This is a genomic window from Pseudomaricurvus albidus (genome assembly GCF_018863235.1).
GTDB lineage: Bacteria > Pseudomonadota > Gammaproteobacteria > Pseudomonadales > Cellvibrionaceae > Pseudomaricurvus > Pseudomaricurvus albidus.
This window is the reverse complement of record NZ_JAHKRS010000003.1, coordinates 119,307-135,457: the sequence shown is the minus strand read 5'-3', so window position 1 is coordinate 135,457 and position 16,151 is coordinate 119,307. Positions and strand designations below refer to the sequence as shown.

19 protein-coding genes and 2 tRNA genes are annotated in these 16,151 nt (G+C 51.5%); 20 read left to right on the top strand and 1 reads right to left on the bottom strand.

All coding sequences use genetic code 11. From position 1 onward, the window contains the following. Nucleotides 1-77 precede the first annotated feature (77 nt). Entirely contained in the window at nt 78-488 is a 411-nt protein-coding gene (locus KOI40_RS07105; protein ID WP_216096788.1) for an HU family DNA-binding protein, read from the bottom strand. On the opposite strand from KOI40_RS07105, the gene KOI40_RS07100 reads away from it, so the two are divergent. From KOI40_RS07100 to nadA, 20 genes are all read left to right on the top strand, one after another. Further along, nucleotides 487-627 (top strand): hypothetical protein, encoded by a 141-nt coding sequence (locus KOI40_RS07100; RefSeq protein ID WP_216096787.1) that lies wholly within the window; start codon nt 487-489, stop codon nt 625-627. The genes KOI40_RS07105 and KOI40_RS07100 overlap by 2 nt on opposite strands. 251 nt (nt 628-878) lie before the next feature. Next, nucleotides 879-1,148: an FmdB family zinc ribbon protein gene (locus tag KOI40_RS07095; protein WP_216096786.1), complete on the top strand. Its 270-nt coding sequence runs from the start codon at nt 879-881 to the stop codon at nt 1,146-1,148. A 56-nt stretch (nt 1,149-1,204) separates the two neighbouring features. Continuing rightward, nucleotides 1,205-2,971 (top strand): aspartate--tRNA ligase, encoded by a 1,767-nt coding sequence (gene aspS, locus KOI40_RS07090; protein ID WP_216096785.1) that lies wholly within the window; start codon nt 1,205-1,207, stop codon nt 2,969-2,971. Between the two features lie 152 nt (nt 2,972-3,123). Continuing rightward, nucleotides 3,124-3,855, top strand: a complete 732-nt coding sequence (locus KOI40_RS07085; RefSeq protein WP_216096784.1) for a YebC/PmpR family DNA-binding transcriptional regulator — start codon at nt 3,124-3,126, stop codon at nt 3,853-3,855. A 95-nt stretch (nt 3,856-3,950) separates the two neighbouring features. Continuing rightward, the gene (gene ruvC, locus KOI40_RS07080) at nt 3,951-4,469 is read left to right on the top strand and encodes a crossover junction endodeoxyribonuclease RuvC (protein ID WP_216096783.1); all 519 of its coding nucleotides are present in this window, start codon (nt 3,951-3,953) and stop codon (nt 4,467-4,469) included. 90 nt (nt 4,470-4,559) lie between these two features. Beyond that, a complete protein-coding gene (gene ruvA, locus KOI40_RS07075; protein ID WP_216096782.1) occupies nt 4,560-5,189 on the top strand; it encodes a Holliday junction branch migration protein RuvA in 630 nt (209 codons plus the stop codon). A gap of 107 nt (nt 5,190-5,296) precedes the next feature. Further along, nucleotides 5,297-6,277, top strand: coding sequence for a Holliday junction branch migration DNA helicase RuvB (ruvB, locus tag KOI40_RS07070; protein ID WP_233710114.1), 981 nt, complete (start codon nt 5,297-5,299; stop codon nt 6,275-6,277). Between the two features lie 140 nt (nt 6,278-6,417). Beyond that, nucleotides 6,418-6,825 (top strand): tol-pal system-associated acyl-CoA thioesterase, encoded by a 408-nt coding sequence (gene ybgC, locus KOI40_RS07065; protein ID WP_216096780.1) that lies wholly within the window; start codon nt 6,418-6,420, stop codon nt 6,823-6,825. A gap of 257 nt (nt 6,826-7,082) precedes the next feature. After that, nucleotides 7,083-7,778, top strand: coding sequence for a protein TolQ (tolQ, locus tag KOI40_RS07060; RefSeq protein WP_216096779.1), 696 nt, complete (start codon nt 7,083-7,085; stop codon nt 7,776-7,778). Nucleotides 7,779-7,789: 11 nt separating this feature from the next. Beyond that, nucleotides 7,790-8,215 (top strand): protein TolR, encoded by a 426-nt coding sequence (gene tolR / locus KOI40_RS07055; RefSeq protein ID WP_216096778.1) that lies wholly within the window; start codon nt 7,790-7,792, stop codon nt 8,213-8,215. A gap of 9 nt (nt 8,216-8,224) precedes the next feature. After that, the gene (gene tolA, locus KOI40_RS07050; RefSeq protein WP_216096777.1) at nt 8,225-9,091 is read left to right on the top strand and encodes a cell envelope integrity protein TolA; all 867 of its coding nucleotides are present in this window, start codon (nt 8,225-8,227) and stop codon (nt 9,089-9,091) included. Between the two features lie 133 nt (nt 9,092-9,224). After that, nucleotides 9,225-10,502: a Tol-Pal system beta propeller repeat protein TolB gene (gene tolB, locus KOI40_RS07045; protein WP_216096776.1), complete on the top strand. Its 1,278-nt coding sequence runs from the start codon at nt 9,225-9,227 to the stop codon at nt 10,500-10,502. A gap of 117 nt (nt 10,503-10,619) precedes the next feature. Then, nucleotides 10,620-11,111, top strand: coding sequence for a peptidoglycan-associated lipoprotein Pal (pal, locus tag KOI40_RS07040; protein WP_216096775.1), 492 nt, complete (start codon nt 10,620-10,622; stop codon nt 11,109-11,111). Between the two features lie 9 nt (nt 11,112-11,120). Next, complete coding sequence (ybgF, locus tag KOI40_RS07035; RefSeq protein ID WP_216096774.1) at nt 11,121-12,038, top strand: tol-pal system protein YbgF; 918 nt, start codon at nt 11,121-11,123, stop codon at nt 12,036-12,038. 205 nt (nt 12,039-12,243) lie between these two features. Continuing rightward, entirely contained in the window at nt 12,244-12,894 is a 651-nt protein-coding gene (queE, locus tag KOI40_RS07030; protein WP_216096773.1) for a 7-carboxy-7-deazaguanine synthase QueE, read from the top strand. Nucleotides 12,895-12,902: 8 nt separating this feature from the next. After that, a complete protein-coding gene (locus KOI40_RS07025) occupies nt 12,903-13,721 on the top strand; it encodes a substrate-binding periplasmic protein (RefSeq protein WP_216096772.1) in 819 nt (272 codons plus the stop codon). Beyond that, nucleotides 13,718-14,395 (top strand): 7-cyano-7-deazaguanine synthase QueC, encoded by a 678-nt coding sequence (gene queC, locus KOI40_RS07020; protein ID WP_216096771.1) that lies wholly within the window; start codon nt 13,718-13,720, stop codon nt 14,393-14,395. The genes KOI40_RS07025 and queC overlap by 4 nt, the downstream gene beginning before the upstream one ends. 113 nt (nt 14,396-14,508) lie before the next feature. Continuing rightward, nucleotides 14,509-14,584 (top strand) — tRNA-Lys (locus tag KOI40_RS07015). 125 nt (nt 14,585-14,709) lie between these two features. Beyond that, nucleotides 14,710-14,785 (top strand) — tRNA-Lys (locus tag KOI40_RS07010). A gap of 307 nt (nt 14,786-15,092) precedes the next feature. After that, nucleotides 15,093-16,148, top strand: coding sequence for a quinolinate synthase NadA (nadA, locus tag KOI40_RS07005; RefSeq protein WP_216096770.1), 1,056 nt, complete (start codon nt 15,093-15,095; stop codon nt 16,146-16,148). Nucleotides 16,149-16,151 lie beyond the last annotated feature (3 nt).

Genomic DNA, 16,151 nt, shown 5'->3' with positions numbered 1-16,151 from the left:
AATTAAAGCCTGAACAAAAAAACCGCACCCTGGAGTGCGGTTTTTTGTGCGTGATCGATGTAAATCCGGAGAGCGGATTACTGATCTGCCATGTCCTTCAGTTTTTTCAGTGGACGAATTTTAACCTGCACACTGGCTGGTTTGGCAGCTACGTCCATAAACTCACCGGGCTTAAATGGGTTAGGTACGTTTTTGCGAGCTTTTTTGGCAGGCTTTTTAACAGCACTGATTTTCAGCAGGCCTGGCAGTACAAATTCACCCACAGCGCGCTTTTTGATGTGACCTTCGATCATATCGCTCAGCTCGTCCAGCACACTTTGAACCTGCTTTTTGCTCAGTTCGGTGTTTTCTGCGATTTGAGTCAGCATTTGGGTTTTGGTGTAACGGTCTTTTACGGCTTTGATTTTTTTCTCAGCGGCTGGAGCTGCTTTTTTTGCGGTGGCTTTCTTGGCGGGTGCTTTCTTGGCAGGTGCTTTGCGAGCGGCCATGAGTAAATTCCTTTTGGTTGTGTTTGAAGTGTTATTGTTGGCCTTGGGCGGCACAAAAAAGCCTTTATTTATAGGCTTAAAAGGCGCGGTTAAACCGCTGATGCTATGTATAAAGGATAAAATGGATAGTGGCAACTAAAAAGCGGCAAAAATACTGTCAAAAGGCGGTTTTTTTGGGAGATCGCGGTAGAAGTTACTGAAAAAGGGTGTTGAGGGGTTTGCGAGATGGTGAATGAGTTATGACCGCAGCGATCCGGAACAGCAGCATTCGTGACAGAAGTCTTCTTTAACCCAAGCCACTGGCTGGGGTATAATGCGCGGTTTTGGTGGGCTAAGCCCCTTTGATATCGGTGTCCAGCGTCTTTGCTGGCTTAAGTTGAGGTCTGCGTTATGCCGATTTATGAGTATGAGTGTCGTGCCTGTGAGCACGAGATGGAAGCTCTCCAAAAGATGAGCGATGCTGCGTTAACAGAATGTCCGTCCTGCGGAAAACCAGAATTGCGCAAGAAAATATCTGCTGCCGGCTTCCGTTTGGCCGGTGGCGGTTGGTACGAGACGGACTTTAAGTCTGGCGGTAAAAAGAAAAATCTGGCGGGCGACTCGGGCTCCAGCTCCGGCGCAAGCGCTCCGGCCAAAAGCAGCTCAGGTGCCGCCAGCTAGTCTGGCGAGCCCTTGAATTTGATACATACAGACAGTTATTGAATAGGAAAGTACTTATGCGCACCCAGTATTGTGGCGCTTTGAATGCCTCTTTTATTGATCAGGAAGTGACCCTCTGCGGATGGGTTGACCGTCGACGTGATCATGGTGGCGTTATTTTTATCGATCTGCGCGACCGTGACGGCATTGTTCAGGTGGTGTTTGATCCCGACGCGAAAGAGAACTTCGAGACGGCCGACAAGGTGCGCAGCGAGTATGTTCTGCAGGTCAAAGGGCGTGTTCGTGCTCGCTCTGAAGCCACAGTGAATCCCAATATGCCTACTGGCGAAGTCGAGGTTTACGGTCTGGAAGTGACCATCCTGAACAGTGCCGAGACGACCCCCTTCCCGCTGCACGACAAGACTGTCGGTGAGGAAGTGCGTCTCAAGTACCGCTATGTGGACCTGCGTCGCCAGGAAATGCAGGAGCGCCTGCGTTTCCGCTCCAAGGTAACCAACTCCATCCGCAACTACCTCGACGATAACGGTTTTCTGGATATTGAGACACCGATCCTGACGCGTGCGACGCCGGAAGGTGCCCGTGACTATCTGGTGCCGTCCAGAACTCACGAAGGCAAGTTTTTTGCGTTGCCACAGTCGCCTCAGCTGTTCAAACAGCTGCTGATGGTGTCCGGTTTTGATCGCTACTACCAGATTGCCAAGTGTTTCCGTGACGAAGACCTGCGTGCAGATCGTCAGCCTGAATTTACCCAGATCGATATTGAAACCTCGTTTATGGACGACGAGCAAATCATGTCGGTGACTGAAAAGATGATTCGTCAGCTGTTCAGTGAATTGAAAGGCGTTGAGTTGGGTGAATTCCCGCGTATGCCGTTTGCCGAGGCGATGCAGAAGTACGGTTCCGACAAGCCGGATCTGCGTATCCCGCTGGAGCTGGTGGAAATCAAGGATTTGCTCACCGATATCGACTTCAAGGTCTTTGCCGGTCCGGCCAATGATCCCAAGTGTCGTGTTACCGCTTTGAAAGTAACCGGCGGCGCTGCCATTTCCCGTAAGCAAATTGATGAATACACCAAATATGTGGGTATTTACGGAGCCAAAGGTCTGGCCTGGATTAAGGTCAACGAGATCGAGAAGGGTGTAGAAGGTCTGCAATCTCCAATCATCAAGTTCCTGGGTGATGAAGTCACCATGAATGTGATGGAGCGTACGGGTGCGCAAAATGGCGATATCGTCTTCTTTGGGGCTGACACGATCAAGGTCGTGACCGAAGCTCTGGGTGCCTTGCGCTGTAAAGTGGGTGAAGATCTGGACATGTACACCTGTGAGTGGGCACCGCTGTGGGTTGTGGACTTCCCGATGTTCGAAGAGATCGATGGCGGTGTGACCTCTCTGCACCATCCATTTACTGCGCCTTCCTGCACTGCTGAAGAGCTTGAGGCCAACCCTCTGGCTGCCCTGTCCCGAGCTTATGACATGGTGCTCAATGGCTGTGAGCTGGGCGGTGGTTCTGTTCGTATTCACGATCAGGCGATGCAGCAGGCAGTATTCCGCGTGCTGGGTATTGGTGAAGAAGAGCAGCGTGAGAAGTTCGGCTTCCTGCTGGACGCATTGCAATACGGTGCGCCACCACACGGTGGTCTGGCTTTCGGTCTGGATCGTTTGATCATGCTGATGACCGGTGCCAGCTCCATTCGTGACGTGATTGCCTTCCCGAAAACCCAGACTGCTGCCTGTGTCATGACCGATGCACCAGGGCTGGTGGACAACTCGCAGTTGAGCGAGTTGAACATCCGGGTCAAAAAGAAAGAGGCCAAAGCCTAAGCAAGCCGCCTGACGGCGCTGGGCGAAACAAACGGGAGGCTGTGAACGCAAGATAAGCGTTTGCGCCTCCCGTTTTGCGTTTTATGTCACTGCCGTGCAGGCAACAGCAATATACAAGACACAAATACCTATAAAAGAACCGGAGGTTATCTATGGCCGGTCACAGTAAGTGGGCCAATATTCGTCACCGCAAGGCAGCTCAGGATGCCAAGCGGGGCAAGATTTTCACCAAACTCATTCGCGAACTGGTGGTGGCAGCCAAAGGCGGCCCGGACCCTGCGGACAATCCGCGTTTAAGAGCCGCAGTCGATAAGGCGCTGGGCGCCAATATGAAGCGCGATACCATTGACAAAGCCATTGCCCGGGGTGCTGGTAATGCTGAAGGTGACAACTACGACGAGTTGACCTACGAGGGTTATGCGCCGGGTGGGGTGGCGATTTTGGTTGAATGTATGACGGACAATCGCAACCGGACTGTCTCCGAGGTACGTCATGCCTTTACCAAGCGGGGCGGTAATCTGGGCACCGATGGCTCCGTTGCCTATCTGTTTACCCGCCAGGGGCAGATCTTCTTTTCCGATGTCGACGAAGAGGTCTTGATGGAAGCGGCATTGGAGGCGGGTGCCGAAGATGTCGAGATGCTGGAAGAGCGAGCTGCTCTGGTAACCACTGCCTTTGAAGATTTTCAGTCGGTAAAAGACAGTCTGGTGGAGCAGGGCCTGACCCCGGAAAGTGCCGAAGTGAGTATGGAAGCCTCCATCAAGGTGCCATTGGATGCCGAGGCCTCTGAAAAAGTGATGGCGATGATCGATGTGCTCGAAGATCTGGACGATGTACAAAATGTGTACACCAATGCCGAGTTTGACGAGTCAGCTTTTGGTTAGAACCTGTTAACACTGATGATGCCCGCTTGACCTGCCATGGGTTTCCCGACACACTAACCACTGGATGAAAAAACAGTATCAAGGTGCGGCGGCCTATGGCGCTCATTCTGGGGATTGACCCCGGTTCCCGAAAAACCGGTTTCGGCATTATCAACCATGTTGGCTCTCGGTATGAATATGTCAGCAGTGGGGTTGTCCGCATCCCGGATTTATCATTGCCGGAACGTCTGAAAATCATTTTCGATTCCATGACGGAAATCATCGAAGAATACTGTCCGCAAGAAGTCGCCATCGAACACGTCTTTATGGCAAAGAGCGCGGGCTCGGCTCTGAAGCTGGGGCAGGCACGGGGCGCAGCAATCGTTGCGGCAGTGAGCCAGAATTTGCCGGTGTCCGAGTACGAGGCCCGTAAAATCAAGCAATCCGTTGTGGGCAATGGCGGCGCAGACAAGCGTCAAATGCAGCATATGGTGAAAGTGCTGCTGAAACTGCCATCGGAACCACAGGAAGACGCCGCCGATGCTCTGGGGGTGGCTCTCTGTCACGCCAATACTCATCAGCATTTAATCAAAGTTGCCACGGCCAAAACCTTTCGTCGTGGTCGTATGGTGTAAGCCTGCAGATCCTGGGCAGGGTGCAGGGTATTGGCAGAAGACTCGCGATAATCCATAGCGGGTAGCAATCAGAAGAGGAATACACAGTTTATGATCGGTCGTCTGCAAGGGCAGTTGCTGGAAAAGAAAGCCCCGGAAGTCTTGGTGGATGTCAATGGTGTCGGCTATGAGGTTCTGGTGCCTATGACGACCCTTTATCAACTGCCGGAAATCGGTGGCAAGGTGACCTTGTCGATTCACTTCGCCGTCAGCGAAAACTCACAGGCTCTTTACGGTTTTTACGATAAAAAAGACCGGGAGCTGTTTCGTACCCTTATTAAAGTCAGTGGCGTAGGTCCCAAGATGGCGTTGGCCATTCTTTCAGGTATGGAAACCGACCAGCTGGTGAGCTGTGTGATGGAGGATAATGTCTCGGCTCTGGTGAAAGTGCCTGGTGTCGGTAAAAAAACCGCCGAGCGCTTGATTATCGAATTGCGGGACAAGTTGAAAACCTGGCAGGTTGCCCATTCGCCTCTGGCCGAGATGGAGGCTGCCAGTCAGCCTCAGGCAGGTGGTCAGGGAAGTAACGACATTGTCGCTGAGGCTGAAAGTGCCTTGGTTGCGCTGGGGTATAAACCGGTGGAGGCGAGTAAAATGGTGGCTAATGTGCTGCGAGCACACAGTGTCACGCGAAGCGAAGAGCTGATAAGACTGTCATTGCGCAGTCTTTCCCCGGCGTGATCGCGACTATTGGATAAATCTGCACAGAGCCAGAGAGAAGCAACTCCATGATTGAAAAAGACCAGTTTTCTCCCATTGAACGAGTCATCAGTGCCGAGCCGCGGGTGATGGAGGATGTGCAGGATCGTGCGGTGCGCCCCAAGAGTCTGGCCGAATACGTCGGTCAGCCGGTGGTTCGGGAGCAGATGGAAATTTTTATCCAGGCCGCTAAAGGACGTTCAGAAGCGCTCGACCATACACTGGTTTTTGGTCCGCCCGGTCTGGGGAAGACCACACTGGCAAACATCATTGCCAATGAAATGGAGGTGGATCTTAAGACGACCTCTGGTCCGGTACTGGAAAAAGCCGGTGACCTGGCCGCGTTGATGACCAATCTTGAACCGGGAGATGTGCTGTTCATTGATGAAATCCACCGCTTGAGCCCCAATGTGGAAGAAGTACTCTATCCGGCGATGGAAGACTATCAGCTGGATATTATGATTGGCGAAGGGCCAGCGGCCCGATCCATCAAGTTGGATTTGCCGCCTTTCACTCTGGTGGGCGCGACAACGCGGGCCGGTTTGTTGACGTCTCCCCTGAGAGACCGCTTTGGCATTGTGCAGCGACTGGAGTTCTACAATGTCACTGACCTGACCCATATTGTTACCCGCTCGGCAGGGTTGATGGGGGTGGAGATTGACGAGCAGGGCGCGTTTGAGGTTGCCCGCCGCTCCCGAGGAACCCCGCGTATCGCCAACCGACTTCTCCGCCGTGTGCGGGATTTTGCTCAGGTGAAAGGGGATGGAGTGGTCTCACAGTCCATAGCCGATCAGGCGCTGAATATGCTGAACGTCGATGAGCGCGGATTCGATCACATGGACCGCCGCTTGCTGTTGGCCATGATCGAAAAGTTTGCCGGCGGCCCGGTGGGGGTAGAAAGTCTGGCGGCAGCGATCAGTGAGGAGCGGGATACCATTGAGGATGTGCTGGAACCCTACCTGATTCAACAGGGGTATATGGCGCGCACGCCCCGGGGGCGGGTGGTGACCCCAATGGCTTACGAGCATTTCGGTTTTGATCTGCCCAAGCGTTTTCAGAGTGAGACATAAATCGTAGACTGGGAGCCAGCTATCAGTTTCTGTCGGGTTGTTAAGTTGTTGTTCAGACGATTGTGTCAGAATTTCAGTTGTTAACTACCGGCTTTAAATCTTCAGGGATATATTCTCAATCTTCAGGGGTGAATTCTCAGGTGTCTGGTTCGGAATTTAAGTTGTCAATACGGGTCTATATCGAAGACACCGATGCTGGCGGCATTGTCTATTACGTCAATTATCTGAAATACATGGAGCGCGCGCGCACCGAATGGATGCGCAGCTTCGGGTTTGATAAGCCCGCTATTCTCGATAATAACCGGTTATTTGTTGTTCATTCTGCGAATGTACAGTACCTGCGTCCCGCTTTGCTCGATGACGAGTTGACGGTATCCGCACAGATGGGTAGGTTGGCGCGCACCTATATCATCTTTAATCAGACGATTGAGCGACGGGGCGAAGTCATTTGCCGCGGAGAGATAAAAGTGGCGTGTGTTGAGCAGGCCACCATGAAGCCTTCAGCCATTCCGGAAGAAATACGGAATGCGTTGAAGGGTTCAACGTAACGGATTGGTGTGATAAGAGACATCAAGCCCTATCCGGGGGATTAAAGATCCGGGTAGGTAACGTAAGTCCGGTGTAAAGGTTTTCATTCCTGAAGCCTGAAACTTGGTTAAACTACCTGCCAGCTCTAGGCGATAAATCGCGAGCTGTTTGCAGGTGTGTGAAAATTTAAATTCAGTGTATATAAAAAATGTGAATGCACTCAGGCCATAAGGATGCTCTGAGTGCATTCACACTGCTCAAAAAGGATGCAATGGCCATGGCCGAGAGTGAATCATTATCCATCTATAGTTTGATTGTGAATGCCAGCTTTTTGGTGCAAATGGTGATGCTGATCCTGTTTATGGCATCCGTTGTGTCCTGGATCATGATTATCCAGCGGGCGCGCTATCAAAGTCATGCCAGAACGGAATTCGAACGTTTTGACAGTATCTTCTGGTCGGACAAGACCGATCTTCCCCAACTTTACCGAGAGGGCAATGCCCGGGCTGAAACCCATCCCATTGAAGGTGCTGAGCAGATTTTTCGCGAAGGATTTAAGGCCTATCGTCGTCTGACTCAGCAGTCGGGAACAGATCCGGATGTCATCATGGAAGGCGTGCAGCGTGCCATGCGAGTGGCGCTGGCCCGTGAAGAAGAAAAGCTTGAAGCCAACCTCCCGTTTCTGGCCAGTGTGGCATCTGTAAGTCCGTATATCGGTCTGTTTGGAACCGTTTGGGGGATTATGAATTCTTTCCGCGGGTTGGCGAATGTTCATCAGGCGACATTGGCAACTGTGGCGCCGGGTATATCCGAAGCGTTGGTCGCAACGGCGATGGGCCTGTTTGCTGCAATTCCGGCGGTATTGGCTTTCAACCGGTTTTCCGCGCGGGCAGAAACCATGATTAACGGTTACGAAACCTTTGCTGAAGAGTTTACCGCTTACCTGCACCGTCAGGTTCACAGTTCTAACTAGGAGCGCGTGGTATGCTTCGAAAAAAGGTCAAGAAAAAGCCCATCGCCGAAATCAATGTAGTGCCATACATTGACGTCATGTTGGTGTTGTTGATTGTCTTTATGATCACTGCGCCTCTATTGATGCAAGGGGTTAAAGTGGAGCTTCCGGCTGCGCCGTCGGCACCTTTGGATGATAAGCAGGAGGAACCTCTTATTGTCTCGGTGGATGCTAACGGGCTCTATTACCTGAATCTCGGCGGCGATGAGAAAAAAGCCAAGCCTATAAAAGACATCACAGACACAGTCTCCAAAATCTTGCGTCAGAAACCGCAGACACAAGTGCTGGTGTGGGGTGATCAAAAAGTGGATTACGGCATTGTCGTCGCCATGATGACGGCTTTGCAAAGTGCAGGTGCCAAATCAGTTGGCCTGGTTACAGAACCCCCTGAGTTGTAGGCGCTGGCTATGAAGTCTGTCTTCCAGAAAGCGTCAAAATCTCTGACGTCACTGTTTTCCCGTCAGGGGGCAAGTGGAGTGTCTCAGGGAAGCTATGCAGTTCCGATCGCTATCAGTGTGGTCATGCATGGTGTCTTGCTGGTGTTTGTGGTTTGGGGTTGGCAGACAGCGTCGCCGCCAAAGCAAAAAGTGATGCCTCGCTATGTTGAAGCAACCCTGGTGACCATCAAGCCCAAGACCGTGGAAAAAGCTGCCTCCAAACCGAAGCCCAAAGTGGTGGATATGGCGGCCAAGCGTCAGGAGCAGCAAAGGTTAAAGGCCGAGGCGGAACAGAAAAAACGCCTGGCTCGGGAGAAGGCGGAACGCGAACGGTTGCGCAAGCTGGCTGAAGAGAAAAAGCGCAAAGAGAAAGAGCTGGCCGAAAAGAAGAAAAAAGAACAAGCTGAAGCCGAGAGAAAAAGGCTTGAGCAGGAGCGCCTGAAGCAACAGAAGCTTGAACAGCAGCGCAAGCAGGAGGCTGCCTTTGCCGATGCGCTGGCCGCAGAAGAAGCTATGCTGAGTGCCCAGCAGGATGAGGTCACCGCGCAGAGTTATGTGGCTATTATGGCTCAGCGTATTGAGCAGAACTGGAGCCGCCCGCCATCGGCCCGTAAAGGCATGAAGTGTGAGCTGCAAATTCAGTTGGTACCCACCGGTGAAGTGGTGAATGTTCATGTCCTTAATGGCAGTGGCAACAGTGCTTTTGATCGTTCTGCCGTTGCCGCGGTCAAAAAGGTTGGGCGTTTTGACGAATTACAGAAGGTACCGTCGGATGTCTTTGAGCAATATTTTCGTCAGGTCACAATAGTCTTTAATCCGCAGGACTTACGTTTGTAAACGTTAGAATTTACAGGGGTTAGATGTGTAGTGTGCCATTACTAACACGATGGCATTCCTCTCCGTTGCGGGGCACAGATAATCGATTAAAGTTTCACGATCGCAAAGAACAGAGACAAGGATTCCGAGAATCATGCGTGCATATAAAGTAGCCATACTGTTAATCCTATCCGTGCTGACTGGGTTGGCGCGTGCCGAATTAACCATCGAAATCACCCAGGGGATGGATAACCCAACGCCGATTGCGGTTGTGCCCATGGCCTGGTCAGGTCCGGCGTTAAGTGAAGATGTTTCCGGAATTGTCGAGGCCGACTTGCGACGCAGTGGTCAGTTTCGTCCGATTCCCAAAACCGATATGTTGTCTTTCCCTCGCACAGAAGCGGATGTCTTTTATCGGGATTGGCGGGTGTTGGGATCCGAGTACCTGGTGCTGAGTCGTCTCAGTCAGACGCCCACCGGCGGCTATTCGCTGGATTATCAGTTGTTCGATGTGCTGTCGCAGAAAAAAATATTGCAGCGCAATGTCACAGGCGGACCCAATAACCTGAGAGATCTGGCTCACGCTGTGAGTGATGCTGTGTATGAAGCGGTTACCGGAATTCGCGGGGCGTTTTCGACCAAGATGATTTATGTCGAAGCATTCGGCAATGAAAAGTTTCGCCTTATGCAATCCGATGCCGACGGTGCGCGTGAGCGTTTACTTCTCGAATCCAGGCAGCCGATTATGTCACCCGTCTGGTCACCGGATGGTAAGCAGGTTGCCTACGTATCGTTTGAAACCGGTCGTCCAGCGATCTTCCGTCAGGTGCTCGCAACGGGCGAGCGTCAACAGTTAACCAACTTTAAAGGTTTGAACGGTGCCCCGGCCTGGTCGCCGGATGGTAAAAAGCTGGCTTTAGTCTTGTCGAAAGATGGCAACCCGGAAATCTACACGCTCGATATTGCATCAGGTCAGTTTACGAGAGTGACAAAACACTTCTCCATCGACACTGAGCCAAGCTGGATGAAAGATGGAAAAAGTCTCACTTTTACGTCAGACCGGGGTGGTAAGCCCCAGATTTATCAAGTAACACTTGCCAGTGGCCGCATAGAACGCTTAACCTTCGAGGGTGATTATAACGCCAGAGCGAGAGTCTCACCGGATGGTAAAACACTGGTGATGGTGCATCGTCACAATGGTGTATTTCATATTGCCACTCAGGATATTGCCAGTGGTGATCTTCGAATCTTGACGGAAACTCATCTGGACGAGTCTCCGAGTATCGCACCCAATGGCGCTATGTTGATGTATGCGACAAAGCATCAGGGTAAAGGCATTCTTGCTGCGGTCTCACTGGATGCTGGAGTGAAATTCAGGCTGCCGTCTAAAGAAGGAGATGTTCGGGAGCCAAGCTGGTCACCTTATTATTAAAAATACATTAAATGTTGTTGAAAACGGATTCAGGTTATATTCTGTCGGATAATTTTAACCTGAGCCCTGTTGCGACCTTTAATGTTCCAACGATAAATCTCTCATTAGGAGTTAGATATGCTTTCTACAGGATTGAAGAAAAGCCTTACTTTGGCACTGATTATGGCAGCTCTGGCTGGCTGTTCCAGTACCTCCACAACGGATCAGGATTCATCTGCAAATGATGCAATGACCGGCACGGCTCAAACAACCGACACCTCTTCAACTGACACCATGGAAGAGGCGCCAGTACTGGATACCATCTTCTACTTCGGTTTCGACCAGTCAAGCCTGACTGCTGATGCTCGTGCTACTCTGACTGCTCACGCAGCTCAATTGAAAGCGGCTCCAAGATCTGTTCGTCTGGAAGGCCACACTGATGAGCGTGGTACTCGCGAGTACAACATGGCTCTGGGTGAGCGTCGTGCCAAAGCCGTTCGCGACTTCCTGGTTCTGCAAGGTGTTGACTCTACTCTGATCGAGACTGTTAGTTACGGTGAAGAGTATCCGGCTTCTATGGGCAGCAACGAGTCTGCTTACAGCCAAAACCGTCGTGTTGAGCTGAAGTAATTTCAAGCCATGATGGTTAAAAAGCCTAAAACCGCAGTCGTAACGACTGCGGTTTCTTCGTTTCTACGCAAAGCGGTTCTTTCTGTCACGACTCCCTTTGTTGTCGGAGTTGTACTTGGAGTTCCGTCAGTCAGTGCTCAGGTGCAGGTGGTGGATTCCCCCAATCGTCTTTTGACGAAAACCCGGGATGCTTCTGTACAAACTCAGGGTGCGACTGTCCAGAATATCAATGCTTCTTCGCCAATGATGGCCGATGCCTCGGGTGCGATGTCAGGTCAGCCTCCTGCTGCGACCAGCCAAAGTGAGTTGTTCTACAAGGTACAGGCTTTGCAGCAAGAAGTCTCCGAGCTGCGGGGTATGGTTGAAGAACAGGGCTATGAACTTAAGCGCCTGAAACAGCAGCGCCTCGATGATTATCTGAATTTGGATCGCCGCTTGACAGAGCTGGGTGGTAAACCGGTTTCATCGGTACCTGGTGGGTCACAGGGAGATGATGCTTCCTCGGCAGGTGATAGCGCATCAGGTGGTTCGGCATCCGCTCCGGCCGCCGATGCTGATGAGATGCAAAGTTATCGCGACGCGATTGATTTGGTGCTCAGACAAAAAAATTACGATCAGGCGGTGGTTGCCTTTAATCAGTATCTTACCAACTTTCCTGATGGTCGATATGCTGCCAACAGTCAATATTGGCTGGGTGAGATCTGTCTGTTACAGGGCGATCTGGAAAAGTCCCGTTCATGGTTCAGTCGCTTGCTGAGCGAGCATCCGGATCACGCCAAAACGCCGGACGCCATGTACAAACTGGGCACGGTCTACGACAAGCTGGGAGATGCGGATAAAGCCCGCTCACTGCTCAAGGAAGTGGTGGCAAACAATGCCAATACCAATGCGGCACGGTTGGCGTCTAACTATTTGTCAGGCATGTAGTGTCCAAACGGCTTGTTTGTTGATGTAAAAGGCCAGCATTGACGCTGGCCTTTTTGTTTTCTGGCCGACGGCCTTGATTCCCGGAAAGCCTCCGATATTTATGCTCTAAACGTACCATTTCTTCTGGAGGAAGGACTTGGCTCTCGCGTAAATTGTCCAGATTGGTTAAAATCCGCCCCCTTTTGATCGTTAGGCGGCCTTTTCCATGGCAGATGCATCGCTCCGCATCACAGAAATTTTTTACTCCCTGCAGGGGGAGGCTCGTACTGTGGGGTTTCCTACGGTCTTTGTGCGCCTGACGGGTTGCCCTTTGCGGTGTCAGTATTGCGATTCCGAGTATGCCTTCTTTGGCGGTGAGCGTATGACCCTGAAGGATATTCTCGAAAAGGTTAAAAGCTATAGCCCCCGGTATGTCTGTGTCACCGGGGGCGAACCCCTGGCTCAGCCAAATTGCCTGCCGCTTCTTACGGCCTTGTGTGACGAGGGTTATGATGTTTCTCTTGAGACCAGTGGCGCCATGCCGGTGGGAGATGTGGATGCCAGAGTCAGTCGCGTTGTCGATCTGAAAACCCCGGCATCCGGAGAGTCTTCACGTAATTTGTATGACAATATGCCTATCCTGGGTGCTAACGACCAGGTGAAGTTTGTGATTTGCGATCGTCAGGATTATGAGTGGGCGCGCCTGAAAGTTGATGAGTTGGGTCTGGTGGGGCGAGTGGGTGAAGTGCTGTTTTCCCCGAGTTTCGGCCAAATCTCCCAACGTGAGCTGGCGGACTGGATTGTCTCAGACAATCTACCGGTTCGTTACCAGCTGCAATTACACAAAATTCTCTGGGACGATGCTCCCGGTTATTAAGGTCCGCTATGCTGCGTATTCTCGTTCTAGTGATGTGTGGTGTGTGGTCTTTGATTTCCTTTGCGGCGGAACGGGAGTCACCAACCGTTGTGCGTTTTGCCGCAGGGACCGTCACACCCTGGGTCTATAAGGGCGAGAGTGGAAGTGAGCAGGGTCTTCTGATTGAGTTTTCCCGGTCCCTGGCTTCCTACACAGGTATTGCTTATACCAATATTTTACAGCCTTATCCCCGAGCGCTGCAGTCGCTAAAAAGTGGTTATGTGGACTTTGCGGTGGCGTTCGAAAGCCCATCCGTAGCTAAAACCGCTATTCTGGTGGGAGGTGTATCCCGCAGTCAGGTACTGATGGTCGCTCGCCAGGGAGAGGCATCGCAGTATCAGCCTCCGCTTCGTGGTGGTCTGAGGTTGGGGTATATCCGTGGCTCTGATTACGATCTCACAAGGCGGGACAGAAAAAGCCTGAATCTCTTCCCGGTGAACAACATGGAGCAGGGGTTGGAGATGCTGTTAAAAAAGCGCATCGATATCATGGTTGGTACGGAAGATGCGTTTGAATGGGCCCTGAGGGATATGCAGTTGGGGGCTGAACAGCTGGAGTTGGTTCGGGTGTTGGGAGAGACCCGGGTTGGTCTGTACATGTCCAGACAATCGTCGAATCAGGGATTGTTGAAGGTGTATCAGCAGGCGTTGCAAGACATGAAGAAAGATGGTGAATTGGAAAGGATTTTTGAAAGTCGGCATCAGTGGGTTATCGATGCGCTCACCTCAAAGCCAGCGCAGGAATTCATTAAAAGTCGTCAAGAAATACGAAGTAAGAGGGCCTTATGACAAACCCAAAAGCAGTAGTGTTGGTCTCGGGTGGTTTGGATTCCACCACGGTATTGGCTATGGCTCAGCAAGAGGGGTACGACTGCTATACCCTGAGTTTTGATTACGGCCAGCGTCACAGAACCGAGCTGAAGGCTGCAGAGCATACCGCCAGGACGATGGGGGCAGTCGCTCACAAGGTGGTCAAGCTGGATTTGGGAACAATTGGCGGGTCGGCACTTACTGACACTAATATCGCCGTTCCAGAGGAGGAGACCGAAGGAATTCCGATTACCTATGTTCCTGCGCGCAATACCGTATTCCTGTCGATTGCCCTGGGTTGGGCAGAAGTGCTGGATGCTCAGGTAATTTTTGTGGGTGTGAACGCCGTGGATTATTCCGGCTATCCGGATTGTCGTCCGGAGTACATCAGTGCATTTGAAACAATGGCCAATCTGGCGACCAAAGCGGGCGTTGAGGGCCGTGGTCTATCCATCAAGGCGCCTCTGATTGATTTGACCAAGGCAGAGATTGTCACCAGAGGCATGGCTCTGGGGGTCGATTACAGTCAGACGGTTTCCTGCTATCAGGCCGATGACGAGGGCAGGGCCTGCGGTAAGTGTGACAGCTGTAGATTAAGGCGTCAGGGCTTTGTGGAAGCCGGCCTGGAAGACCCAACCCGGTACCGGGATTGACCGAATTTGGCCTTGAGACCTTAAGCCTTTGTTTATAGACAACAATCCGTGGGAATAAATACAAAAAAGCGCTTGTTTTTTGATTCGAAATCACTATTATATGCGCCTCCTTTGGGTCGTTAGCTCAGTTGGTAGAGCAGTTGGCTTTTAACCAATTGGTCACTGGTTCGAATCCAGTACGACCCACCATACAAGGCGCACAATGATACTGAGCCATCTGTGCACACATTAAGGCTGCTGAGATTGCAGCCTTAATCACAATTTGAGAGCTGTAAGTGTTCCTTGCTTTTGATGAAGCAGGTACAAACGATTTAGGGTCGTTAGCTCAGTTGGTAGAGCAGTTGGCTTTTAACCAATTGGTCACTGGTTCGAATCCAGTACGACCCACCATATAAACGAAAAAAGGCCACCCATAGGGTGGCCTTTTTTCGTTTATGGGGTTGTCTCTTAGCTGGGGCGAATCGCTCAAATTATCATTAGAAAGCTTTATCGGCATATCCGATTCTTTAGCAAAAACTTTATTTCGAATGGGGTTTTTTCGGAATTTATCTTTTTCGTTCTGGTGATGAGTGTGCCATGTATCATCTGGTCGGGGTTGGCGTGATCAAAAAGTAGTCAGATGACGCCATATATTAGCGACGATTTATTGCCAATATGTTAAAATGCCCGGCTCGAAAAAGGTTAGTCGGATTGAGCCATGACTGTCATTGAAAAAGTACCTTCCAAAGAAGATGCCCGCGAACTGGTGCGTGAGCATTTTGCGACAGTGCCTTCCTCTGTGATGAGCGAGGCCGAGCAGGAGTCCTACAAGAGCGATATCAAGCGTCTGCTTAAAGAGCAGAACGCGGTGCTGGTGGCTCACTACTACACCGATCCTGTGATTCAGGCTCTGGCAGAAGAGACTGGCGGTTGTGTCTCTGACTCGCTGGAAATGGCGCGATTTGGCAAACAGCACGATGCGGAAACCCTGATCGTGGCTGGCGTTAAATTTATGGGTGAAACCGCAAAAATCCTCACTCCTGAGAAGCGAGTTTTGATGCCGACTCTGGAGGCTACCTGCTCTTTGGATTTGGGTTGTCCTGCTGACGAGTTCTCTGACTTCTGCGATCAGCACCCCGACCGTACCGTCGTGGTGTACGCCAATACCTCGGCGGCGGTAAAAGCCCGTGCCGACTGGGTGGTAACCTCAAGTATTGCTCTGGATGTTGTCGAATATCTTGACTCCCAGGGAGAGAAAATCCTTTGGGCCCCAGATAAGCATTTGGGTCGCTATGTGCAGAAGCAGACTGGTGCTGATGTGCTGTTGTGGGACAGTGCCTGTATCGTGCACGAGGAATTCAAGGCGCAGGGCGTTTTGGATCTGAAAGCAAAATACCCGGACGCCGCTGTGCTGGTGCATCCGGAATCTCCGGAAAGCGTGGTGGACATTGCCGATGTGGCAGGTTCGACCTCGCAGCTTATTAAAGCCGCCCAGACCATGCCGAACAAGCAGTTTATCGTGGCGACGGATCAGGGGATTTTCTACAAGATGCAGCAATTGGCTCCGGAAAAAGAGCTGATTATTGCGCCAACTGCCGGTAATGGCGCTACCTGTCGTAGCTGCGCCAACTGTCCATGGATGGCAATGAATGCGCTGGATAATCTGAAAAGTGTATTGATCAATGGCGAAGGCTGCGAAATCTTTGTGGATGAAGATCTGCGCCAGCGGGCAATGAAGCCTCTTCAGCGTATGCTGGACTTCAATAAAGCTTAATCC

Coding starts and splice junctions, on each gene's coding strand:
- nadA (WP_216096770.1), top strand. CDS start 15,093: ATGACTGTCATTGAAAAAGTACCTTCCAAAGAAGATGCCCGCGAACTG.
- KOI40_RS07085 (WP_216096784.1), top strand. CDS start 3,124: ATGGCCGGTCACAGTAAGTGGGCCAATATTCGTCACCGCAAGGCAGCT.
- tolB (WP_216096776.1), top strand. CDS start 9,225: ATGCGTGCATATAAAGTAGCCATACTGTTAATCCTATCCGTGCTGACT.
- queC (WP_216096771.1), top strand. CDS start 13,718: ATGACAAACCCAAAAGCAGTAGTGTTGGTCTCGGGTGGTTTGGATTCC.
- KOI40_RS07105 (WP_216096788.1), bottom strand. CDS start 488: ATGGCCGCTCGCAAAGCACCTGCCAAGAAAGCACCCGCCAAGAAAGCC.
- KOI40_RS07025 (WP_216096772.1), top strand. CDS start 12,903: ATGCTGCGTATTCTCGTTCTAGTGATGTGTGGTGTGTGGTCTTTGATT.
- KOI40_RS07100 (WP_216096787.1), top strand. CDS start 487: ATGAGTAAATTCCTTTTGGTTGTGTTTGAAGTGTTATTGTTGGCCTTG.
- KOI40_RS07095 (WP_216096786.1), top strand. CDS start 879: ATGCCGATTTATGAGTATGAGTGTCGTGCCTGTGAGCACGAGATGGAA.
- ruvC (WP_216096783.1), top strand. CDS start 3,951: ATGGCGCTCATTCTGGGGATTGACCCCGGTTCCCGAAAAACCGGTTTC.
- aspS (WP_216096785.1), top strand. CDS start 1,205: ATGCGCACCCAGTATTGTGGCGCTTTGAATGCCTCTTTTATTGATCAG.
- tolR (WP_216096778.1), top strand. CDS start 7,790: ATGCTTCGAAAAAAGGTCAAGAAAAAGCCCATCGCCGAAATCAATGTA.
- tolQ (WP_216096779.1), top strand. CDS start 7,083: ATGGCCGAGAGTGAATCATTATCCATCTATAGTTTGATTGTGAATGCC.
- ruvA (WP_216096782.1), top strand. CDS start 4,560: ATGATCGGTCGTCTGCAAGGGCAGTTGCTGGAAAAGAAAGCCCCGGAA.
- tolA (WP_216096777.1), top strand. CDS start 8,225: ATGAAGTCTGTCTTCCAGAAAGCGTCAAAATCTCTGACGTCACTGTTT.
- ruvB (WP_233710114.1), top strand. CDS start 5,297: ATGGAGGATGTGCAGGATCGTGCGGTGCGCCCCAAGAGTCTGGCCGAA.
- ybgF (WP_216096774.1), top strand. CDS start 11,121: ATGATGGTTAAAAAGCCTAAAACCGCAGTCGTAACGACTGCGGTTTCT.
- queE (WP_216096773.1), top strand. CDS start 12,244: ATGGCAGATGCATCGCTCCGCATCACAGAAATTTTTTACTCCCTGCAG.
- pal (WP_216096775.1), top strand. CDS start 10,620: ATGCTTTCTACAGGATTGAAGAAAAGCCTTACTTTGGCACTGATTATG.